Annotated in this window: 23 protein-coding genes and 1 riboswitch; of the genes, 8 read left to right on the top strand and 15 right to left on the bottom strand. The window is 72.5% G+C overall.

The genetic code is table 11. The annotated features are described in order from the left end of the window. Positions 1-223: 223 nt before the first annotated feature. A complete protein-coding gene (locus tag ABD343_RS08325) occupies positions 224-1,156 on the bottom strand; it encodes an NADP-dependent oxidoreductase (RefSeq protein ID WP_344525701.1) in 933 nt (310 codons plus the stop codon). Positions 1,157-1,278: 122 nt separating this feature from the next. Between ABD343_RS08325 and ABD343_RS08330 the strand changes: the two genes are divergently transcribed. After that, complete coding sequence (locus tag ABD343_RS08330; protein ID WP_344525703.1) at positions 1,279-1,812, top strand: MarR family winged helix-turn-helix transcriptional regulator; 534 nt, start codon at positions 1,279-1,281, stop codon at positions 1,810-1,812. A 316-nt stretch (positions 1,813-2,128) separates the two neighbouring features. Beyond that, positions 2,129-2,337, top strand: a riboswitch (cyclic di-AMP (ydaO/yuaA leader). Positions 2,338-2,342: 5 nt separating this feature from the next. Further along, complete coding sequence (locus ABD343_RS08335; protein ID WP_344525705.1) at positions 2,343-3,545, top strand: peptidoglycan DD-metalloendopeptidase family protein; 1,203 nt, start codon at positions 2,343-2,345, stop codon at positions 3,543-3,545. 40 nt (positions 3,546-3,585) lie between these two features. Here ABD343_RS08335 and ABD343_RS08340 read toward each other — a convergent pair whose 3' ends face one another. From ABD343_RS08340 to ABD343_RS08350, 3 genes are all read right to left on the bottom strand, one after another. Continuing rightward, positions 3,586-4,500: a glutathione S-transferase C-terminal domain-containing protein gene (locus ABD343_RS08340; protein WP_344525707.1), complete on the bottom strand. Its 915-nt coding sequence runs from the start codon at positions 4,498-4,500 to the stop codon at positions 3,586-3,588. A 115-nt stretch (positions 4,501-4,615) separates the two neighbouring features. Next, positions 4,616-4,747 (bottom strand): hypothetical protein, encoded by a 132-nt coding sequence (locus ABD343_RS08345; protein WP_344525709.1) that lies wholly within the window; start codon positions 4,745-4,747, stop codon positions 4,616-4,618. A gap of 60 nt (positions 4,748-4,807) precedes the next feature. Next, the gene (locus ABD343_RS08350; RefSeq protein WP_344525711.1) at positions 4,808-5,416 is read right to left on the bottom strand and encodes a TetR/AcrR family transcriptional regulator; all 609 of its coding nucleotides are present in this window, start codon (positions 5,414-5,416) and stop codon (positions 4,808-4,810) included. Positions 5,417-5,487: 71 nt separating this feature from the next. On the opposite strand from ABD343_RS08350, the gene ABD343_RS08355 reads away from it, so the two are divergent. Further along, positions 5,488-5,895 (top strand): RidA family protein, encoded by a 408-nt coding sequence (locus ABD343_RS08355; protein ID WP_344525713.1) that lies wholly within the window; start codon positions 5,488-5,490, stop codon positions 5,893-5,895. 17 nt (positions 5,896-5,912) lie between these two features. On the opposite strand, the gene ABD343_RS08360 is transcribed toward ABD343_RS08355, so the two are convergent. Together ABD343_RS08360 and ABD343_RS08365 are read right to left on the bottom strand one after the other, a co-directional pair. Next, the gene (locus ABD343_RS08360; RefSeq protein WP_344525715.1) at positions 5,913-6,389 is read right to left on the bottom strand and encodes a MarR family winged helix-turn-helix transcriptional regulator; all 477 of its coding nucleotides are present in this window, start codon (positions 6,387-6,389) and stop codon (positions 5,913-5,915) included. 207 nt (positions 6,390-6,596) lie between these two features. Continuing rightward, complete coding sequence (locus ABD343_RS08365; protein WP_344525717.1) at positions 6,597-6,722, bottom strand: hypothetical protein; 126 nt, start codon at positions 6,720-6,722, stop codon at positions 6,597-6,599. Positions 6,723-6,930: 208 nt separating this feature from the next. Here ABD343_RS08365 and ABD343_RS08370 point away from each other — a divergent pair, with 208 nt between their 5' ends. Together ABD343_RS08370 and ABD343_RS08375 are read left to right on the top strand one after the other, a co-directional pair. Continuing rightward, positions 6,931-7,398 (top strand): hypothetical protein, encoded by a 468-nt coding sequence (locus ABD343_RS08370; RefSeq protein ID WP_344525719.1) that lies wholly within the window; start codon positions 6,931-6,933, stop codon positions 7,396-7,398. Between the two features lie 53 nt (positions 7,399-7,451). After that, on the top strand, positions 7,452-7,844 hold the full coding sequence (locus ABD343_RS08375) for a hypothetical protein (protein WP_344525721.1): 393 nt from the start codon (positions 7,452-7,454) through the stop codon (positions 7,842-7,844). A gap of 34 nt (positions 7,845-7,878) precedes the next feature. On the opposite strand, the gene ABD343_RS08380 is transcribed toward ABD343_RS08375, so the two are convergent. The 3 genes from ABD343_RS08380 to ABD343_RS08390 form a co-directional block, all read right to left on the bottom strand. Further along, positions 7,879-8,244 (bottom strand): antibiotic biosynthesis monooxygenase family protein, encoded by a 366-nt coding sequence (locus ABD343_RS08380; RefSeq protein ID WP_344526383.1) that lies wholly within the window; start codon positions 8,242-8,244, stop codon positions 7,879-7,881. After that, entirely contained in the window at positions 8,169-8,888 is a 720-nt protein-coding gene (locus ABD343_RS08385) for a hypothetical protein (protein WP_344525723.1), read from the bottom strand. The genes ABD343_RS08380 and ABD343_RS08385 overlap by 76 nt, the downstream gene beginning before the upstream one ends. Before the next feature lie 291 nt (positions 8,889-9,179). Further along, the gene (locus ABD343_RS08390) at positions 9,180-9,653 is read right to left on the bottom strand and encodes a carboxymuconolactone decarboxylase family protein (protein WP_344525725.1); all 474 of its coding nucleotides are present in this window, start codon (positions 9,651-9,653) and stop codon (positions 9,180-9,182) included. A 194-nt stretch (positions 9,654-9,847) separates the two neighbouring features. On the opposite strand from ABD343_RS08390, the gene ABD343_RS08395 reads away from it, so the two are divergent. Then, positions 9,848-10,675, top strand: a complete 828-nt coding sequence (locus tag ABD343_RS08395; RefSeq protein WP_344525726.1) for a hypothetical protein — start codon at positions 9,848-9,850, stop codon at positions 10,673-10,675. A gap of 78 nt (positions 10,676-10,753) precedes the next feature. After that, entirely contained in the window at positions 10,754-12,193 is a 1,440-nt protein-coding gene (locus ABD343_RS08400; RefSeq protein WP_344525728.1) for an MFS transporter, read from the top strand. A 73-nt stretch (positions 12,194-12,266) separates the two neighbouring features. Here the strand turns inward: ABD343_RS08400 and ABD343_RS08405 are convergent, their stop codons facing one another. The 4 genes from ABD343_RS08405 to ABD343_RS08420 all read right to left on the bottom strand — a co-directional run bounded on the left by ABD343_RS08405 (position 12,267) and on the right by ABD343_RS08420 (position 15,732). Further along, on the bottom strand, positions 12,267-13,487 hold the full coding sequence (locus tag ABD343_RS08405; protein WP_344526385.1) for an MFS transporter: 1,221 nt from the start codon (positions 13,485-13,487) through the stop codon (positions 12,267-12,269). Between the two features lie 92 nt (positions 13,488-13,579). After that, a complete protein-coding gene (locus tag ABD343_RS08410) occupies positions 13,580-14,692 on the bottom strand; it encodes a PLP-dependent cysteine synthase family protein (protein WP_344525730.1) in 1,113 nt (370 codons plus the stop codon). A gap of 109 nt (positions 14,693-14,801) precedes the next feature. Then, complete coding sequence (locus tag ABD343_RS08415) at positions 14,802-15,200, bottom strand: hypothetical protein (RefSeq protein ID WP_344525732.1); 399 nt, start codon at positions 15,198-15,200, stop codon at positions 14,802-14,804. Positions 15,201-15,291: 91 nt separating this feature from the next. Then, a complete protein-coding gene (locus ABD343_RS08420) occupies positions 15,292-15,732 on the bottom strand; it encodes a hypothetical protein (protein ID WP_344525734.1) in 441 nt (146 codons plus the stop codon). A 91-nt stretch (positions 15,733-15,823) separates the two neighbouring features. Between ABD343_RS08420 and ABD343_RS08425 the strand changes: the two genes are divergently transcribed. Further along, a complete protein-coding gene (locus ABD343_RS08425; protein WP_344525736.1) occupies positions 15,824-16,444 on the top strand; it encodes a dihydrofolate reductase family protein in 621 nt (206 codons plus the stop codon). On the opposite strand, the gene ABD343_RS08430 is transcribed toward ABD343_RS08425, so the two are convergent. Beyond that, positions 16,413-17,759, bottom strand: a complete 1,347-nt coding sequence (locus ABD343_RS08430; RefSeq protein ID WP_344525738.1) for an MFS transporter — start codon at positions 17,757-17,759, stop codon at positions 16,413-16,415. The two genes, ABD343_RS08425 and ABD343_RS08430, sit on opposite strands and share 32 nt — an antisense overlap. Further along, positions 17,756-19,459 carry an amidohydrolase gene (locus tag ABD343_RS08435; RefSeq protein ID WP_344525740.1) on the bottom strand — a complete coding sequence of 568 codons (1,704 nt, stop codon included), beginning with the start codon at positions 19,457-19,459 and terminating at the stop codon, positions 17,756-17,758. Before ABD343_RS08435 ends, ABD343_RS08430 begins: the two co-directional genes overlap by 4 nt. Positions 19,460-19,655: the final 196 nt, after the last annotated feature.

Raw genomic sequence — 19,655 nt, forward strand, 5'->3', positions numbered from 1 at the left:
GCCGCGCCGGAACGACCGCTTCCGGAGGGCCCGTTGAGGGCGCGGCCACGCGGTGGCACGGCCCTGGCCACACGGTGGCACGGCCCTGGCCACACGGTGGCACGGCCCTGGCCACACGGTGCACGGTCCTCGACGGGCCCTCCGGCGCCGGTCCCGGCGCGTGCGTTCATCCGGGTCCGGGGCTGGGCCGGACCGGCCCCTCCGGGAGCCCCGGGCGGCGCCGTCAGCCGGCGAGCAGGACGGTCTTGCCCGGGAGCCGTCCCGCCTCGGCGTCCGCGTGGACGGCGGCGAGGTCGGCGAGGGGACGACGGTCGGCGACGTCGATACGCAGCTCGCCCGCGTCGACGCGGCGGACGAGCCCGGCGAGCTGGTCCGCGTCGCTGCGGGCGAAGACGTGCGAGGTCCGCACCCCGCGTCCGGCGTCCTCGGGCACCTCGGTGGTGGTGCTGACGAGGACACCGCCGTCCCGGGCCAGGCCGACGAGGTCCCCGGTCTCCTCCGGCGAGGTGCGGACCAGGTTGAGCACCACGTCGTACGGCCCGTCCGCCGCCTCGGTGAGCGGGGCCGCGGTGTAGTCGAGGACGCGGTCGGCACCGCGGGCGCGGATCCGCTCGGCCTTGCCGGGGCTCGCGGTGGCGGTGACGCGGGCCCCGGCGCGGTGCGCGAGCTGGACGGCGTAACCGCCGACCGCGCCGCTCGCGCCGTTGATCAGGATGCGCTGGCCGTCGCTCAGCCGCGCGTGCTCGAACAGGGACTGCCAGGCGGTGAGCCCGACGGCGGGCAGCGCGGCGGCGTCGGCCGGCTCGACCGCCGTGGGGGCGGCGGCGAGCGCCTCGGTGGGGGCGAGCACGTACTCGGCGGCCGCCCCGGGCCCGTTCAGCGGCAGGAACGCCACGACCGCGTCGCCCTCGCGCCATCCCCCGGCGCCGGGGCCGGTCGCGGCGACCGTCCCGGCCACGTCGATGCCCGGGGTGTGCGGGAACGCGAGGGGGAACGCCTCGCGCAGAAAGCCGGCGCGGATCGACGCGTCGACCGGGTTGAACGAGGTGGCGGCCACCCGCACCAGCACCTGCCCCGCGCCCGGCACCGGCCGCTCGGCCTCCTCGTGGACCAGGACGTCGCTGTCGCCGTACCGGTGGTATCGCACTGCCTTCATGATGTCCTCCACAGTGATGTGCTTCGAATTCGAAGTACATCCTCACCCTAAACTGCTTCGATGTCGAAGTAAACAAGTAGCCGGTTCCACTCCTTCGATCTCGAAACACATAAGGTGGGGCGATGACGGAGACCGACGCGCAGCGAACCGAAGAGCAGCCACTGCGTCCCGAAGAGCTGGGGACCTACTTCGCGCTCATGGAGGCCGTGAGCCTGCTCCAGCACGCCGTCGAGCGGCACCTGCGCGCCGAGGGCGACCTCAGCTACGTCCAGTTCCAGCTCCTCGCGCGCCTGGCCGGGTCCGACGGGGCGCTCACCATGACCGAGCTGGCCGACGGCGTGGTCTACAGCCGCAGCGGCCTCACCCACCAGGCCGGGCTGCTGGAGAAGGCCGGGCTCGTCACGCGCGGCCCCAGCCCCGACGACCACCGGGCGACCCTCGTCGCCCTCACCGAGGCGGGCCGGGAGCGCGTGGACCAGGTGCTGCCCGGTCACGTCCAGGTCGCGCGCCGCCTGCTTTTCGACCCGCTCTCCGCGCAGGACGTGGAATCCCTCGGCTCGATCATGACCCGCGTCCGCGACCACATGCGCGACCTGCCGCCCCGCTCCGCCGCTCCCCGGCGGGGGCGCGGCGGAGAGCAACGCGCGAACAGTTAGGGCATTTCGGGCATAAGCGTCGATACAACCTCTCGACGGCCCTTCCTCCAGGGCGACTTCGGGCGCCTCCGGAGGGCCCTGGTCGGTGAGTCGACTCACAGGACGCAGCTCACACCAGGGGGGCCATCCCTGACATGTCCGTACCGCACACCTCTGTGTTTTCGCAGCGCACGCCGGAATTGTGATCTCCATGCGGGCCTTCTGCGGAGAATTCCGACGAGCCTGTCAAGCACCCCGGAAAACGATCAATTGTTTGTCGCGCCCAAATCGGTGTGCTTAGGGTGCACGAGCTGTCGCCGACCCAGTGCGGCAGCTCGCCGCCCAGACGCCGAATCCTGCCGCTGGCGCGCGAAAACAACACCGTTGGCAGGAGCGGGGGAACCAGGTAAGCGCCTCGCCGGACCTTCAGGGGTCCGCCCGGGGCTTGGGGTGAAGCCGCACTGGCGCGCGAAACGTGCCTTTGCGGCCGGGCTACTACTCCGGCCCGAATCCGACAGCTCACCTCGTAGGCGTAGGAGAGGAATTCCCCTATGTCCGGAGCGCATGCTCGAAAGTCCCGTCGCCTTCGCATAGCCGCCTCCCTCGCGCTGACCGCGGGTGGCGCGGGCGTCGTCCTCCCGCTCGTCACCGCCGGCCAGGCCTCGGCCGCCTCGGTGGACACCTGGGAGAAGGTCGCCCAGTGCGAGTCCAGCGGCAACTGGCAGGCCAACACCGGCAACGGTTACTACGGCGGCCTGCAGTTCAACAACTCCTCCTGGGCCGCCGCCGGCGGCACCAAGTACGCGCCGCGTGCCGACCTGGCCACCAAGGACCAGCAGATCGCCACCGCCGAGAAGCTCCTCGCCATGCAGGGCCCGGGTGCCTGGGCCTGCGCCGGTGCCGGCGGCCTGACCTCGGGCGGCCCCAAGGCCGACGTGAACCCGGACGGCAACGCGCAGTCCAGCACCCAGAACGCCGCCAAGCCGCAGCAGCAGGCCGCGCCGAAGCCCGCGCAGCCCAAGCCCGCGAAGCCGGCCCAGCCCGCGAAGCCCGCGCCGCAGACCGGTGGCAGCGCGTACGTCGTCAAGAGCGGCGACACCCTCCACAAGATCGCCGCCGCGCACGGCGTCGAGGGCGGCTGGAAGGCCGTCTACGACAAGAACCGCAAGGCCGTCGGCGACAACCCGAACGTGATCTACCCGGGCCTCAAGCTGACCGTCAGCGGCTCCTCCGCGTCCTCGGCCCCGTCCGACAAGGGCGCGAAGCCGCAGGGCTCCGTCTCGGGCCCGGCCAAGAAGGCCGCCCCGAGCGCCGCGCAGAAGTCCGCCCCGGCCGCCCCCTCCTCCTCGACGGGCTACGTCCGTCCGGTCCCGGGCGGCACCAGCACCCCGTACCAGGCGTCCGGCGGTAGCTGGTCCAGCGGCAGCCACACCGGCGTCGACTTCACCGCCGCCTCCGGCACCCCGGTGAAGTCCGTCGCCGCGGGCGAGGTCGTCCAGGCGGGCAACGGCGGTGCCTACGGCAACCAGGTCGTCATCAAGCACGCCGACGGCAAGTACACCCAGTACGGCCACCTGTCGTCGGTCAACGTCCAGGTCGGCCAGAAGGTCGGCGCGGGCAGCCAGATCGCCCTGTCCGGCTCCACCGGCAACTCCACCGGCCCGCACCTGCACTTCGAGGTGCGCACCGGCCCCGACTACGGCTCGGACATCGACCCGGTCTCGTACCTGCGTGCCCACGGCATCTCCGTCTGAGCTGCCACTGAGCACCACCCCGGCCTGACCGGCCGGTTCCTTACCTCGCGGTCCGATGGGCGGCATCCCTCGCGGATGCCGCCCTTTCGGCGTTCCCGGCCCTTCCGGGGAGGTGCGCCTCCCAGTCCACGATCCGTACGGCGGCGCCCGCCGCCTCCTCGCCGCGGCACCGGGCGTGATGCCGCCGGGCGATGCCGTCGAGGTCCAGATTCCCGCCGAAGGCGGGGTGCGCGGCCAGCCTGCGCGCGTACGCCCACAGGTGCGGGTGGGCGGTGACGCGGTGCACGGCCGAGGCGTCCAGGTGCCAGCGGTGCACCGTGTCGAGCTGGACGAGCGTGACCCAGACCCGTACGTCCGCGACCGTCAGCCGGTCCCCCAGCACGTGTGTGTCGTGGGCCAGCCGCCGCTCCAGCGTTCCCAGGCTGTCGAGCAGAGTGGCGAGCGCCCGCTCGCGGTCCCCCTCCCCCGCCCCGGGCTCCCCGGCGCGCTGCGCGGCGGCGGCGATGCCCCGGCCGCAGAGCCGGCCGACCTCCTCGCTCTCCCGTTCCGCGCCGCGCGTGAGGGGCGCGAGGGGCGAGCCCTCGGCGCCGCCGAAGCGGCGGACCAGGTCGGCCAGGATGCCGGGCGCGTGCGTACTGACGATGCGCCCCGTCCAGTCGTCGCTGAGCACCGGCGCGACGGCCGGTCCCCGGTGCCGGTGCGCGCTGGCCTCGTACAGCGGACGCAGCGCGGCGTACTCCCCGTCCGGCGCGTCGGGCACGGCGGGCAGCAGGCTCACCCGCACGGCCGCGTCGGGGCCGAGCAGGCTGTGGGTGACGGCGAGGCCCAGACAGCGGGGACAGGACAGGGCCAGGTGCAGTCGGTAGCGATGCGGGACGGGGTGGTGGCCGCTGCGCGCGTCGCGGCCGATCCTGCCGCGGAGGGAGGGCTCGGCGTTCGGGGGCTGGAGGGACATACGTCTCCCTGAAGGTTTCGGGTGCGGCGGGGTACGGCGCAGGGGTGTACGGGGGTACGTGGGCGCCGGAGTGCCCGGGTGCGGAAGGCGCGGCTGACGAGAGGGTGCGAGGGCGTCAGGCGCGGCGGAGCGAACTCGCCGCGCTGCACACGCGGAGCAGATCGATGTGGCGACGCGAGGTCAGCGGGGGCTGCTGGATCGCGCGGACCGTGGCGTCCGCGTCCGCGTCCGGCTCTGAGCGCCCCATGCTTCCCACCTCTTCGTCAGGAAACCCTTCGTGGAGTGTCGAGGCGCGTCCGGGAGCCCGTCAAGGCCGCCGCCAGCCGCGTGCGACCGAGCGGCGGCAGCGGTCCGGCTCGTCCCCCGCGCCGGTGAACAGGGCGGTGAGCAGGGGCACTCCGTGCGCGAGCGCCTCCGGCGGCAGGGGGCCCGTGGCGACGAGGGAGGCGAGGCCGTGGCCGATCGCCCAGCTCTGTGTGGCCAGTTCCAGCGGGTCGACGTCCTCGCGGAAGCGGTCCCTGGCCTTGGCGCGTTCGACGGTACGGACGAGGCAGTGCAGCGTCTCGTCCGCGGCCCCGGCGTCTTCGAGGGCGAATCCCGCGTCGAACATGACGCGGTAGAGGTCCGGGCTCTCCAGGGCGTTGGCCAGATAGGCGGCCCCGAGCGCGGCGAGGTCGCGCACGGGGTCGGCGGTCATGGTGACGGCCGTGAGTTTGCCGTTCAGGCGCGTGAAGCCCTCTTGGCGGAGGGCCGTCCAGAGGCCGTCCATGCCGCCGAAGTAGGTGTAGACGGCCATCGTCGACACGCCGGTCCCGGCGACCAGGGTGCGGAGCGTGACCGGCTGCCGCGTCCGCAGCATGTGCGCGGCCCGGTCGAGCAGCAGGGCGCGGACCGCCGGATCCTTCGTTCTCGCCATGACCCCACATTACATAGCGCTGCTATGTTTTGATGACGTCCACGTCCGCTACGTCTGGAGAGAGGCCGATCATGTCCGTGACCCTGGTGAATCCCGAGGGATTGCCGAAGCCCGAGGCGTACCGGCAGTTGTCGGTGGCCACCGGTTCGAAGATGGTGTTCCTCGCCGGGCAGGTCGCCCGCGACGCCGACGGCACCCCCGTGGGCGGCGGGGACTTCGCCGCCCAGGTCGAGCAGTGCTACCTCAACATCGCCACAGCGCTGGCCGAGGTCGGCGGCTCCTTCGACGACGTCGCGAAGCTGACCGTCTACGTCGTCGACTGGAGCCCCGAGAAGATGCCGCTGCTGGGCGAGGGGGTGAACCGCGCGGCGACGAAGCTCGGCATCGACCCGGTCAAGCCGGTCACCCTGCTGGGCGTCGCCGCCCTCGGGGAGCCGGACCTCCTGGTCGAGGTCGAGGCGACGGCGGTCCTCGCGTAGGGCTCCGCCGCTCCGTCTCAGGGGAGGGTGCCGCCGGTGTTCCGGATCATTTGCCGGAGCACCTTCAGGGCCGTCACATAGTCCGCGTCGTCGATGCCCGCGTGGATACGGTCACGGATCGCCGGGGCGTGCTGCTTGAGGCGCAGGCGCTCCGTCTCCCCCGCCTCGGTGATCCACAGCCGCCCCTCGTCGTCGCGGCTGAGCGCACCGCGCTCCAGCAACGCCCCGGCCTCGGCGGCCACATCGTCCTCGGGCCGGATGTAGGAGCGCATGGCTTCCTGGAGTTCGGGGACGGTCATGCCATGGCCGTCGGGCGAGATGTCGTTCGACGAGAGGTTGCGCAGCAGCCAGAACTGCGGCTGCGTGAAGCCGAGCTGCGCCTGCTGGTCCCGCGTGAAGGCGATGAGCGCCTCGTAGGCCAGACCGGTCCAGTAGGCGGCGGGCTGCCCGGCGAGCCGGTCGTCGGTGAGGGTCGAGTCCGTCGGGGTCGTCATGGTCGTCGCCTCCTGGGGCGTACGCGTGCGTGGATGGTGACGCGCACAACGTAGAACTTGAAGGGGACTTGAAGTCAAGGCGCGGTAGCCGGACGTACGCCCGTTGCCTACGCTCGCCGCGTGCAGTGACCTCAGCTCCGTCGGCCTGTCGGCTCTCGTCATGTCGTCGGCCCGTGCGCTGACGGCGGTGACGCCGGCGGGCGCCGTCTACCCCGTCTGGCCGCGCGTCACCACGTGGCGGGCGGCGGACCGCAGGGCGGAGGGGACGCGCCGGAGGCGGTCGCGCCTGCCGTGGTCCCGCTGCGGGAACTTCGGCCAGGGGCTGTGGTCCAACGTCCTGGCTCCTCCTGTGGACGTCCGTGGTCTCCGCGGCCCGTACAGCACTCGACACCCCACGGTTCGCCGCGCGACGAGCCGCCTCGCGGGGACCGTGTCGGATGCGGTCGGTTTGATCAATTTCTGGCGCTTGGGGTAGCTTCATGATCAACAACGGGCCCGTCCCGTTGCCCTGAACGACCGTAGGACCGTAGAAGAGAACGACGTGAATCGCACCGCGAAAAACCTTTCCATAGCCGCCGGAATAGCGGGACTTCTGCTCACCGCCGCGCCCACCGCCAGCGCCTCGACCGTGGAGACGGCTTCCGTTTCCGCCCGTGGCTACATCCAGTGCAAGGTGAAGGCGAACATCCCCCATGATTCCCACGGGAAGAACGGATGGATCGTGGGCAAGTCGCAGTTCGGCTGCACCGCCCCCGTGGACTCGGTGACGAACGTCGTCAAGCTCCAGAAGAAGGTCAAGGGGAAATGGGTCGACGCCACGAAGAGCAAGGCCCGTAATGTGAAGAAGCCGAAGGCCGGGACGAAGAAGTACCGGAACCAGACGCGCAATTACACGTGCAGGAAGGGCACCTTCCGCACGGCGTCCATGGGGCACGGCGTCTATCGGGGTGTCCCCTCCAAGTCACGTCACTGGACTTACAGCAAGTCCGTGAAGAACCCCTGCAAGTAGGCGTGACCGCCTCCGCCCCCTCCCGAGGGGCATCCGATCAAGGAGAGTCCCACATGCGTGCGGACATCGTCGAAGTGGTGCGGTCCTTCGAGAGCGAAGGGCGTGTTCTCTTCGCTCAGGCGGGCGCCGGTGCGGTGGTGCTGGTGCCCGAGGACAGTGGGTGCGCCATTGTCGTTCAGGAGCGCGGAGATGCGCTCACCGTACGGACCGGGCTGGACATCGAGATCGGTCTGGACCCGGAGGAGGCGGAATTCCCCGCCCTCCTCCGGGAGGTCCTCACCGCCCTGCAGCGGGGAGAGGCGGCGGAGCGGCTGAGCACCGTGTACCGGAACCGCCTCGCCCCGGCGGGCTACACCGTGGAGTATCCCGGCGGCTCGATGAGCGAGCACGGCGACCGTCCGGGGCGGCAGTTCACCGTGCGGCTGCCGCCGTGGAACGGCGAGTAGAGCGACGAGGACGGCTCAGCCGTCAGCTCGGCCGTCAGTCGCGCACGTAACTGCTGGTGCGCTCGACCTTGCCGACGTGCAGGCTGTACGCGTCGTACCAGCGTTCCCGGCCCTGCCGCTGGGCGTCGCGGTGCTCGGCGTTCTCGCGCCAGGCGGTGAGGGACGGCTCGTCGCGGAAGTACGCGACGGTGATGCCTATGCCGCCCGGCGTGCGGGCCGACTCGTAGCCGAGGAAGCCGGGTGTCTCCTGGACGATCTCCTGCATACGGGCGAGGGTCTCGGCGTATCCCCCGGGCTCCAGGGTGTTCGTCGGCGGGGGTGCGCTTATGAGACGAAGCCGCGGGTGATGTGCGTGCCCGCGCCGTCCGGTTCCGCCTTGTAGCCGGACTCGCCGACGCAGTCGCTGTACTCGTAGTTGGCCTTCGACGTGCCGCTCAGCCCCCCGGCGTCGGTGGTCGTGGGGCCGCCGAAGACGACGTCGGAGCGGGGCATCTCGGCGCAGCTCGGGATGCCGAGGTAGTACTCGACGAAGCCGCCCTGCGAGCCCTGGAGGTTGCCGCTGCCCTCGGGGAGGGTCCAGGTGCCGAGGTGGGTGGACCTGCCGTTCACGGTGTCCGTGGCCGTACCGCTCCAGGTGTCGGTGCCGGTCCGCTCGACCTTGATGTCGTAGCGGTGGCCGTAGACGGCGTCGAAGTCGACCGCGCAGGTGACGCCCGGTCCGCCGTCGGCGCCCTCGTGGCAGAGCGGATCGCTGGTGGTGGCGCCTGCGGTGAACGTCGAGAAGCGGGCGGACATGCGCTCCTTGCCGCCGCTGTTCTCGCGGGGCTGGAGACCGGTGTAGCCCATGGCGTCGGCGAAGTCGTACTGCTGGGCGAAGTAGATCCCTTCCTTGTGCGCCGTCCCTGGGTTGACGGTGATCGGAAAGGTGATGTTGCTCAGGCCCTCGGACGGCGTGTTCCCGATCGACCAGCCGACCGAGACGTTGCCGCCTCCTACGTCGGCGAGGGCGGTCTGGGGCATCGCGGCGAGCAGCCCTGCGGCCATGGCGGGCAGGGCACAGCGTCGAAACGTCCTGGTCAGAGACATGTGGGTTCCTCTCCTCTGCGCGAGGGAGCGTGGGGGTCGTCCCGCGGCGCGCACGCGGTCCGGAAGCAGTGCGAACGCGGTGCGCACGCGGCGGAGCCGTCCTGCGATGGCACGGTGCGCCCGGACGGCGGATTCGTGCATCGAACGTCGTGCATCGAACGTCGCCGATTGTGCGCCCGCGCCGCAGGACGGCTCCATGGACTCGACTCCCCGGCCCTTGGACTCCTGGGCCTCCCGCCGGTCCCCGGGTCAGCCGAACATGCCGGGCTGGTAGTCCCCGGCGGGCTGCTGGACGAGGACATTCCCGCGGTTGAAGGCGTTGATGAGGGCGATGGTGGCCACCAGCGCGGCGAGCTGGTCCTCGTCGTAGTGCTTGGCGGCGTTCGCCCACGCCTCGTCCGTGACGCCTCCGGCCGCGTCGGCGATACGGGTGCCCTGCTCCGCCAGCTCCAGCGCGGCGCGCTCGGCGTCGGTGAAGACCGTGGCCTCGCGCCAGGCGGCGACGAGGTTGAGGCGGGTGGCGGTCTCGCCGTCGTGCACCGCGTCTTTGTAGTGCATGTCGGTGCAGAATCCGCAGCCGTTGATCTGGCTGGCGCGGAGCTTCACCAGCTCCTGCGTCGAGCGGGGCAGCGTCGACTCCTCGATCGCCTTGTTCGCGCCGACGATGTGCCGGAAGAACTTGGCCGCGACCTGGTTCTCCATGAGGTTCAAACGCGCATTCATGGTGGGCTCCTCGGTTGTGGTGGCTACACCCCTATGACGAGGTGGCGCCACGAGTTGTGACAGACCCCGCGTGACGCGTCTCCGGCGACCGTGCGCGAGTGATCGACACGGCTTGACTTTATACCCCTGGGGGGTATGTTGTGCTGCGTGGTCGCCGCCCCGGCGCCCCGATCGAGAGCGAGAGGACGTTCGCCATGAACAGCAGCACCCCGTCGCACGCGGCACACGCGTCACACGCGGCCCACGCACTCCCGGGCGGGCTCCGGGCTTCACTGGACGGCTACACGCTGGAGCTGGAGACCTCCGAGATCGACACCTCCTCGGAGCTGCGCTTCGCCGTCGTCGCCGACTCCGACCGCCGTCGCGTCACGGCATACCAGGAGTCGCACGGCAAGCAACTGCACCTGATCGTCGCCTCGCGCGATCTGACCGTCTACCGCCACCTGCACCCCGCCCTCGGGGCCGACGGCGTCTGGTCGGCGGCGGTCGAACTGCCGCACCCCGGCGCGTACCGGGTCTTCGCCGACTTCACGCCCGAGGGGCGCGCGGAGGGGCTGACGCTCGGCGCCGGCCTCACCGTCACGGGCACGGCGCTCCACGTCGAGCTGCCGGAGCCCAGCACCCTCGCGCACGTGGACGGGTACGAGGTACGGCTCGCGGGCCAGCCGCGCGCCGGCACCCCCTCGCCCCTCACCCTGCGCGTGGCGAAGGGCGGGAAGCCGGTGCGGGACCTCCAGCCGTACCTGGGCGCGTACGGGCACCTCGTCGCCCTGCGCTCCGGCGACCTCGCCTATCTCCACGTCCACCCGCACGGCGAGCCCGGCGACGGGACGACGGCGCCCGGGCCCGACGTCACCTTCACGGCGACCGCGCCGAGCGCCGGGGCGTACCGGCTGTTCTTCGACTTCCAGCACGAGGGCACGGTGCGCACCGCCGCCTTCACCGTACGAGCCGAGGAGCCCGCCGCCGACGAGCACTCCGCGCACACCGCCCCGACCCCGCACCACCACCACGCCCACTGACCGACACGCGTTCTCTTATGACCTCTACATACCCCCCGGGGGTACATAGAGGTGTCGACAAGAAAGCGAGGCCACCCGATGTCCCTCTCTACCGTCGATCCACGCCGCTGGTGGGCGCTGCTCGTGCTCGCCGCGGCCCAGTTCATGGTCATCATGGACACCTCGATCATCGGAGTCGCCCTCCCCGAGATGCAGCGGGACCTGGGCTTCTCGCAGGGAGACCTCCAGTGGGTCTTCAACGCCTACGTCATCGCCTTCGGCGGCCTGCTGCTCCTCGGCGGGCGGCTGTCCGATCTGCTCGGCGCCCGCAAGGTGTTCACCGCCGGCTGGGCCGTCCTGATCGCGGGCTCCGTCGTCGCCGCGGCGGCGAGCACCGCGTGGGTCGAGGTCGCCGGCCGCGCGATACAGGGCGTGGGCGGCGCGTTCATCGCCCCCGCCGCGATGACCCTGCTCATGATGCTCTTCGGGCACGACTCCCGGGAGCTGGGCAGGGCCCTCGCGGTCTACGGCGCCGCGGCACCGGCGGGCGGCACGGCCGGTGTCTTCCTCGGCGGCGTCATCACCGAATGGCTGAGCTGGCCCTGGGTGTTCATCGTGTACGTGCCCATCGGCGTCGCCACGCTGCTCGCCACCAAGCTGCTCCCCGCCGCCTCCGGGGCCCGGGGTTCCGTCGACGTCCTGGGCGCGGCGGCCGTGACCGCCGGACTGGCGCTGTCCGTCTTCGCGGTCGTCCGCGCCCCGGAGACCGGCTGGGGCTCGGCGCAGACGGTGCTCGGACTGGCCGGTGCCGCCGCCCTGCTGGCCCTCTTCCTCCTGCTCCAGAAGAAGGCCCGTACGCCGCTGATGCCGCTCGGCGTGTGGCGCACGCCGCGGCTGGCCTCCTCCAACCTGGCCATGGCGCTGCTGGGCGCGGCGTGGATCCCGATGTGGTTCTTCCTGAACCTCTATCTCCAGCAGGTCCTGGGCTACGGCGCGTTCGCGAGCGGAGCGGCCCTGCTGCCCATGACGACGCTGCTGATGGTCTTCATGGTCGCCCTCACCGCACGCCTGCTCGGCCGCTTCGGGGCGAGACCGCTGATCGCCGGAGGGCTGGCGCTGCTGGCGCTCGGGCTGCTGTGGCTCGCGGCCGTCGAACCGACCGGCACGTTCGCCGTCGACGTCCTGCCCGCCTCGCTCGTCGCGGCGCTGGGCATGTCGCTGGCGTACATCCCGGCGATGATGACCGCCGTCTCGGGCGTACGGCAGGAGCAGGCGGGCCTGGCCTCCGGCATCGTCAACACCACCTACCAGGTGGGCTCGGCCCTCGGGCTGGCGGCGCTCACCGCGCTCGCCACCTCGCGGGGCGCCGGGCGGATCGGCGATCTGCCCGCCCTCACCGAGGGGTTCAGCGCCGCGTTCACCTGGGCGGCGGCGATCGCCGGGGCGGGTGCGCTGCTGACCCTGCTCCTGATGCGCGACCGCGCGACCGTACGTACGGAGGAGAAGGGGGAGAAGGAGGAGGAGCGGATCGGGGTGTGAGGAGTGGGAGATTCCGGCCACGTGAGCCGTGGAAGCCGCAGACCGGCTTCCACGGCTCACTCATGTCACGGCATCAGGCCGCCGCGGGGCGCGCCGGGGCCAGCCGGCCCGTGCGGTGCAGGCCGTGCAGGGCCGCCGCGCATCCCAGGCCGAGGGCGCCGAGCACCAGCCAGGGCAGCGCGGAGAGTCCCGCCGCGCGGGCCGCGTCCAGGGCGGTCCCGGTGAGCAGGTTGCCCAGGGCGATGCCGATGCCGCTGATGGTGTTGTAGAGCCCGTAGTGCGTGGCCACGAGGCGGTCGCCGGAGAGCCGGACGAGGGTGTCCATCTCGAAGGGGTAGGCGACCATCGTGCCCATGGCCAGCAGGAACGCCGTGAGCGCCGGGGGCACCGCCACCAGCAGCCAGCGCGCGGCACCGCCGTCCGGCACGGGCACCGCCGTCGCGGCGAGCAGCGGCAGGAACGCGGCGCCCATCAGGACGAGCCCCCGGCTCAGTGCCTGGCCCGGCGCGAGCCCGGCCTCGCACCAGGCGGTCACCCGGGTCTGGGCGAGGATCGTGCTGAGCCCGGAGACCGCGAAGAGCAGCGCCACCGCCGACGTCCCGGTCGCCCCTTCCCCGCCGAGCCGCCGGACCTCCAGCGGCAGCGCCAGATAGATCTGGAACGACAGGACGTACGAGCCGACCATCGCCAGGGAGAAGAGCAGGAACGGGCGGTTCGTGACGACCGTCCGCCACTGCGCGAGGACGCTCTCCCGCTCCTCGGGGCCGCCCGCGGCCCGCCGCGCCGGAAGGGCGCGGAGCTGTACGGCGCTCAGCACCGCGAAGATCGCGGCCGAGGTCAGGCAGGTGACGCGGAAGCTCACCCCGGTCAGCGCCATGCCGACGACGGGGCCGAGGAGGATGCCCGCCTGGTAGTAGACGTTGAAGAGCGCGAACGCCTCCACGCGCCGCTCCCCCGCGTCGGCCGCCAGGTACGCCCGTACGGCCGGGTTGAACAGGGCGCCCGCGAGGCCCGTCGCGGCCGAGGCGGCGAGCAGCGCGGGGAGCGAGTCGACCAGGCCGAGCACGGCGAAACCGGCGGTGCGCAGCACGCAGCCCGCGACGATCAGCGGCTTGTACCCGAGCCGGTCGGCCAGGGTGCCGCCGAGCAGGAACATGCCCTGCTGGCTGAAGTTCCGCACCCCCAGGACCAGTCCGACCACCCATCCGGCCAGCCCGAGGCCGCCCGACAGGTGCTGGGCGAGGTAGGGCATCAGCATGTAGAAACCGAGGTTGATCGTGAACTGATTCACCATCAGCAACTGGACGGCGCGCTCATGGCTCCGGGTCCGTGCGAGGAGGGACCCGGCGGCCTTCCGCTGCTTCCGTTGCTTCCCTACGGACGTGGTCACCGGCCCGCCTCCTCGGCCACCGGCGCGGACGCGAGGGACAGGGGGTCGACGACCTCGGCGCAGCGCGTCCAGCGCACGGCCTCCTTCTCCGCCGGGCCGCCGATCACCTCGGGCTCCGGCGCGGGCGGGACGTCCAGCAGGCCGTGCGCCGCGCAGTAGTCGTCGTCGAAGACGGTGCCGAGATAGCGCTGCGGCCCGTCGGGGAAGACCGCCGCGATGCGTGCCGACGGCGGCAGCGTACGGGCGAGCCACCCGGCGACGAGCGCCACGGCGCCGACGCTCCAGCCGCCGGTGGCGTAGTGCGAGGTCGCCAGGCGGCGGGCCGCCCAGACCGCCTCGGCGGGCGCGACCCAGTGGACCTCGCTGAAGTGCTCGTAGGCGACGTTGCGGGGGTGGATGCTGGAACCCAGTCCGCGCATCAGCCGGTTCCGGGCGGGCTGGCCGAAGATGGTCGAGCCGACGGTGTCGACGCCGACCAGCCGCAGCCCCGGGTGGAGCTGGCGCAGCACGCGGGAGATCCCGGCCGAGTGGCCGCCGGTGCCGACGCTGCACACCAGGATGTCGATGTGGCCCATCTGGGCGGCGAGTTCGAGGGCGAGCGGGGTGTAGGCGGCGACGTTGTCGGGGTTGTTGTACTGGTCGGGGCACCAGGCCCCGGGCGTGTCCGCGAGGAGCCGTGCCACGCGGTCGCGGCGGGCCTGCTGCCAGCCGCCGGTCGGGTGGGGTTCGTGGACGGCCTGGACCTCGGCGCCGTAGACGCCCAGCAGCCGCGCCATGGTCGGCTCCAGGCCCGGGTCGGTGACGAGCGTGACGGGGTGGCCGTGCACGAGTCCGGCGAGCGCCAGGCCCAGGCCGAGGGTGCCGCTGGTGGACTCGACGACGGGCGCGCCGGGCCGCAGTTCGCCCCGCGCGCGGGCGCGTTCGAGCATGTGGAGGCCCGGACGGTCCTTGATGCCGCCGGGGTTGAAGCCCTCCAGCTTCGCCCAGAAGCCGCGCCCGGCCGGCGCGAACGGCTCGGTCACCCGGATGAGGGGCGTACGTCCGACCAGCCCGGCGAGCGCCGTGCGGTCGGAGGGCAGTGGGGGTGTGCCGGTGAAGGAATGGTTCATGGGTCCGCTCTCGTGAGGTGGATGGCGTGTGCGGGCGTCCGCGCGGACCGCGTACGACGTGCGTGCGACATGCGTGCGACGTGCGTACGGCGGTCGCGCGGGGGCGCTCCTACACGCGCCACCGGCAGACGAGGAGCAGGGTGGTGCGGCCCGTCCGTACCGGCGCCGGCCCGGGTCTCCCGAGCCCGGCGGCGTCACCGGCTGCCGGGCGTTCCGCGTCCCCGCCCGCGAGGGCGAGGTGGTCCCAGGACGCGCCGGACGAGGACGGGGGCCCCTGCGGGGCACGGGTCTGCTGGGACGTCTGTGCCAGATGGTCGCTGACGGAACAGGAGACGGGCGGATGCGGGTGCGGCACCGACGGCGGCCCCGGGATTGCGGCTGACGCGGCCGCCGGGGCGGCGGCAGCGGCGTGGCCGTGGCCGGTCGGGGCGCAGACGGCCGCCGCGAGGGTGAGCAGGAGACTCAGCAGCCCCCATACGAACAGGGCTGGGGTGCGGTACGAGGACACGGATCCTCCGTGCGGCGCGCGGGTCGGAGAACGCGCCGAGGGGGCGAGCGGGCAGGGCGGGTTCGCGAACGGCGGGATTCCGCCTGCCCTTCTAGATCCGCAGAACCGCGGCCGTTCCCGGTGTCGCTACGGCGGTCCCGGCGCCTGTGCCTACGGCCGCCGCGCGGAGGCCCGGATCCGCCCCGGGCCCGTCATACGCGCACGGCGTCCACGGCACGGGGGCGGGACCGGGGCCGTCGAGGACGAAGTCCTCCTGCGGCTGCCCGGAAAGGCACTCCAGCGCCTGGTGCGCGGCGTCCGGCCGTTCCTCGTGGCCCTCGTGTCCCTCGTGCCCCCCGGAGACATGGTGCGCGGACGCGGACACGGACTGGACGGACGCGGACTGGGCGGCGACGGCTCCGCCGTGGTGCCCGGCGGCTGCGTCCCCCGTGCCCGCTCCGTGCGTGTACAGCAGCCCGAGCAGGAGCAGAGCCAGCCCGACTGTCCACAGCGGCCCCGCCGACGCGCGGAGCCGCCGTACACTCGGCTGCAATCCTCCTGTGACCACGCCGTGATCTCATCATCCGGCCGCAAGTCGAGGGGAAGATTCCGGCCAGAGGAAGCCCACCGTGAAGGAGAGAGCGATGACCCCACGTACGGGCAGGGTGGTCTGCGGCATCACGATGACGGCCGACGGGTACACGGCCGGGCTCAACCAGACGGAGGAACGCCCGTTCGGGGACGACGGGGGCGACGGCTGGGGCGACCGGCTGCACGCCTGGTTCGCCGAGACGCCCGAGGAGAACAGGGCCGAGATCGAGCAGATGACCGACGCCGGGGCCTTCATCATGGGGCGCAACATGTTCGGCCCCGTGCGCGGCGCGTGGGACCGGAAGTGGAACGGGTGGTGGGGCGACGAGCCCCCGTACCACGCGCCGGTCTTCGTGCTCACCCACCACGCGCGCGAGCCGCAGCCGATGGACGGCGGGACGACGTATCACTTCGTCACCGACGGGATCGAGTCGGCGCTGTCGCAGGCCCGCGCGGCGGCCGGTGACGGGGACGTCGCGGTGATGGGCGGCGCGACCACCGTCAATCAGTACCTCGCCGCCGGGCTCGTCGACGAACTGCGGCTGCACATCGTGCCGATGACGCTCGGCGCCGGTACGCGGCTCTTCGAGGGCGTGCCGCCGCTCAGGCTCGAACAGGTGTCGGCACGCCCCGCGAGCCTGGTCACGCATGTGACGTATCGCGTGCTTCCCTGACCTGCCCGCCCTCCGCGGGCGCGGCGTCGTCGGTGTGCTGCGGCGCCTTCAGCAGGCAGGCGATGCTCAGCGCGCACATGGCGACGAGCAGCACGATGACCGGAACCACGCTGTCCGTCGCCTGGAACATCAGCGTCGAGGCGACCGGCGAGAGGCCGCCGAACAGCGCGCCCGCCACCTGGTACGTCACCGAGATGCTCGTGTAGCGCGCCCGGGGGCGGAACATCTGGGACAGCACCGCGGCCACGGGGCCGTACGTCGCCGCCATGACCAGCCGCATCGCGGCGAAGACCACGAAGATCAGCACGGTCGAGTCCGTGGAGACCACCAGGAACTGGGGCGTGGCCAGGACGGCCACCGCGGCCAGGCCCCAGACGACGACGCGCACGCGCCCGACCTTGTCGCCGAGCCACGCGACGCCGAGCGTGGCGATCAGCTCGACGACGGCCCCGACGCTGAGCGCGTTGAGCACGGTCGTCTCCGAGAGCCCCACGGAGGGATCGGTGGCATAGGCGGTGAGGAACGTGGTCACCAGGTAGTAGCCGCCGACGGCGATCGGGAGCGTGCCGATGCCCAGCAGGATGGGCCGCCAGTTCGTCCTCAGCGCGTACGTCAGCGGGAGGCCCTCGTCCTCTCCGGCCTCCGTCTCCTCGAACACCGGCGACTCCTCGACCTTGAGCCGGATGAGGACGCCGACGACGATGAGCACCGCCGACAGCAGGAACGGCACGCGCCACGCCCACTCCTTCAGGGCGTCGTCGCCGAGCGTCGACAGGAGGCTGAACAGGCCGGTGGACAGCAGCGCCCCGGCCGGGTTGCCGAGCTGGGCGAAGCCCCCGTAGAAGGTCTTCTTCCCCTCCGGCGCGTGCTCGACGGCCATCAGGACGGCGCCGCCCCACTCCCCGCCGACCGCGATGCCCTGCACGAAGCGGAGCAGGACGAGCAGGACGGGGGCGAGCGCGCCGACGCTCGCGTACGTGGGCAGCAGGCCGACGAGGAACGTCGCGGCGCCCATCATCGTCAGGGTGATCACGAGCGCGCCGCGCCTGCCGAACCGGTCGCCGATGTGGCCGAAGACGATCCCGCCGAGGGGCCGCGCGAAGAAGCCGACGGCGTACGTGGCGAAGGCCGCGGCGATGCCGGTGAGCCGGTCGGTGTCCTCCGGGAAGAAGACGCTGCCGAAGACGAGGGAGGCGGCGGTGGCGTAGACGTAGAAGTCGTACCACTCGATGGTGGTGCCGACGAAGGCCGCGATGCCCGCCTTGCGCGCTCTGCGGGCCTGGGTCCGGGCCCCGGACCGGTCGTGTTCCGTCACGGCTGCCCCTTGGTCGATGTCGCTGTGGTGGTGGAGTGCTGGAGCGCGCCGTCGACCCACGTCTGGAGGACGTCGATCGCGGCGATGGCGGCGGGGTCGACGGCGAGCGGGTCGGCGCCGAGGACCGTGAAGTCGGCCAGCTTGCCGGGCGTGAGGCTGCCGAGTTCGTGCTCGCGGCCCAGGGTGCGGGCCCCGCCGAGGGTGTGCGCGGCGAGCGCGTCGGCGGCGGGGATGCGCAGGGCGTCGTCGCCGAGCCGGTGGCCGCGCCGGGTGACGCGGGTGACGGCGGCCTGGACGGCTTCGAGGGGCTTGGGCTCGGCGACCGGGGCGTCGGAGCTGAGGGTGGCGGGCACCCCGGCGGCCAGGAACTCGCCGAGCGGGTTGAAGCGTTCGCCGGGGGTGCCGATGGCCTCGGTGACGCCCTCGCCCCAGTTGTAGTAGTGCTGGGTCTGGTTGACCGGGTGGATGCCCAACTGGCGCATGCGCGCGATCTGTCCGGGGGTCGGCAGTCCGCAGTGCTCGATGCGGTGCCGCGCGTCGGCGCGCGGGTGGGCCTCCTGCGCGGCCTCGACAGCGTCGAGGACCATCCCGATCGCGTCGGGCGACTGGGCGTGGGTGGCGGTCTGGAGCCCGGCGGCGTGCGCCTTGGCGATGAGTTCCCGGTACGCCTCGGGCTCGTGGTAGAGCTGCCCGGTGCGGCAGGGGTCGCCGGCGTAGCCGTCGGGGAAGTAGGCCGTCCAGCCGCCGAGGGTGCCGTCGGCGTAGAACTTGATGCCCGCGAAGGAGAGCCGGGCGTTGCCGAACGCGCCGTGCATCCCGGTGTCGAGGACGTGGTCCAGCAGATGGCTCAGCAGATACATCCCGACCCTGGTACGCAGCTCTCCGCCGTCCGCCAGCCGCAGATACGTGTCGAACTCGCGGCGGGTCACCTGGCAGTCGCCGATCGTCGTCACGCCCCCGGCGAGGAACCGCTCCTGAGCGGCGCGCAGTTGGCGCAGGTGCTCCTCGGGCTCGTCCCCGAGGTGGAAGTTCGGCCCGTGGCGGCCGATCTTGACGCCGCCGACGCCGGTGAGGATGTTGCAGGCCGCGTCGGAGACCTCGCCCGTCAGCTCCCCGTCGGCGGCGCGGAAGAACGTGCCGCCCGCCGGGTCCGGGGTGTCCCGGGTGACGCCGTGCCGGGCCAGGGTGGCGCTGTTGACGACGCCGCCGTGGCCGCTGGCGTTCATCAGGTAGACCTCGCGGTCGGTGCTGACCCGGTCCAGCTCCTCCTTGGTGGGGTGGCGGCGCTCGGCGAGGTTGCGGTGCTCGTAGCCGTAGCCCCGTACGGGCCGCCCGGGCGGCAGGGTCTCGGCGGCGGCGCGCAGCAGGGCGACGATCCCGGGGATGTCGGCGGCCCGGTCGGGCCCGCAGTCGACCCAGCTCATCATCTGGCCGTACATCAGGGGGTGCGCGTGCGGGTCGACGAAGCCGGGCACCACGACGGCGCCGCCGAGGTCCACCTCCTCCGCCGGGCGGCCGCCCAGCCGCGCGGCCTCGGCCCGGCACTCCTCGGCCGTGCCGACGGCGGCGAACCGGTTGCCGTGCACGAGGAACGCCCGCGCCCCCTCGGTGCGCGGGTCCACGGTGCGCAGGGCGGCGCCGGTGAAGAGGGTGGTGGTCGCGTCCAGGACTGACGTCTCCTGGTGGCGCAGTGCGCGCATGTGATTCCTCGTGCGGGTGTCGGGGGCGGTACGGGTGATCGGCACCGTAGGACCGGCGGGCACCCACGGCAATGGCATGTACGCTGCCCCGCACGGCCGCTGCCGCGTTTGTGTCGCCTACGGGCACCGATGTGCGGCTGATCGGTGCTCAACAGCCGCCGCTGCCGTCGTTCTGTTCGACCGGAAGCACGGAATC

Origin of the sequence: Streptomyces albiaxialis (assembly GCF_039530985.1) — a bacterium.
Classification (GTDB): Bacteria; Actinomycetota; Actinomycetes; order Streptomycetales; family Streptomycetaceae; genus Streptomyces; species Streptomyces albiaxialis.

Excerpts from the sequence above, each read along its gene's own strand:
- ABD343_RS08395 (WP_344525726.1), top strand. The coding sequence starts at position 9,848 with ATGAACAGCAGCACCCCGTCGCACGCGGCACACGCGTCACACGCGGCC.
- ABD343_RS08410 (WP_344525730.1), bottom strand. The coding sequence starts at position 14,692 with ATGAACCATTCCTTCACCGGCACACCCCCACTGCCCTCCGACCGCACG.
- ABD343_RS08330 (WP_344525703.1), top strand. The coding sequence starts at position 1,279 with ATGACGGAGACCGACGCGCAGCGAACCGAAGAGCAGCCACTGCGTCCC.
- ABD343_RS08405 (WP_344526385.1), bottom strand. The coding sequence starts at position 13,487 with ATGGTGAATCAGTTCACGATCAACCTCGGTTTCTACATGCTGATGCCC.
- ABD343_RS08360 (WP_344525715.1), bottom strand. The coding sequence starts at position 6,389 with ATGACGACCCCGACGGACTCGACCCTCACCGACGACCGGCTCGCCGGG.
- ABD343_RS08325 (WP_344525701.1), bottom strand. The coding sequence starts at position 1,156 with ATGAAGGCAGTGCGATACCACCGGTACGGCGACAGCGACGTCCTGGTC.
- ABD343_RS08385 (WP_344525723.1), bottom strand. The coding sequence starts at position 8,888 with ATGGCCGCAGGGCTGCTCGCCGCGATGCCCCAGACCGCCCTCGCCGAC.
- ABD343_RS08400 (WP_344525728.1), top strand. The coding sequence starts at position 10,754 with ATGTCCCTCTCTACCGTCGATCCACGCCGCTGGTGGGCGCTGCTCGTG.
- ABD343_RS08390 (WP_344525725.1), bottom strand. The coding sequence starts at position 9,653 with ATGAATGCGCGTTTGAACCTCATGGAGAACCAGGTCGCGGCCAAGTTC.
- ABD343_RS08340 (WP_344525707.1), bottom strand. The coding sequence starts at position 4,500 with ATGTCCCTCCAGCCCCCGAACGCCGAGCCCTCCCTCCGCGGCAGGATC.
- ABD343_RS08425 (WP_344525736.1), top strand. The coding sequence starts at position 15,824 with ATGACCCCACGTACGGGCAGGGTGGTCTGCGGCATCACGATGACGGCC.
- ABD343_RS08435 (WP_344525740.1), bottom strand. The coding sequence starts at position 19,459 with ATGCGCGCACTGCGCCACCAGGAGACGTCAGTCCTGGACGCGACCACC.
- ABD343_RS08350 (WP_344525711.1), bottom strand. The coding sequence starts at position 5,416 with ATGGCGAGAACGAAGGATCCGGCGGTCCGCGCCCTGCTGCTCGACCGG.
- ABD343_RS08355 (WP_344525713.1), top strand. The coding sequence starts at position 5,488 with ATGTCCGTGACCCTGGTGAATCCCGAGGGATTGCCGAAGCCCGAGGCG.
- ABD343_RS08345 (WP_344525709.1), bottom strand. The coding sequence starts at position 4,747 with ATGGGGCGCTCAGAGCCGGACGCGGACGCGGACGCCACGGTCCGCGCG.
- ABD343_RS08335 (WP_344525705.1), top strand. The coding sequence starts at position 2,343 with ATGTCCGGAGCGCATGCTCGAAAGTCCCGTCGCCTTCGCATAGCCGCC.
- ABD343_RS08375 (WP_344525721.1), top strand. The coding sequence starts at position 7,452 with ATGCGTGCGGACATCGTCGAAGTGGTGCGGTCCTTCGAGAGCGAAGGG.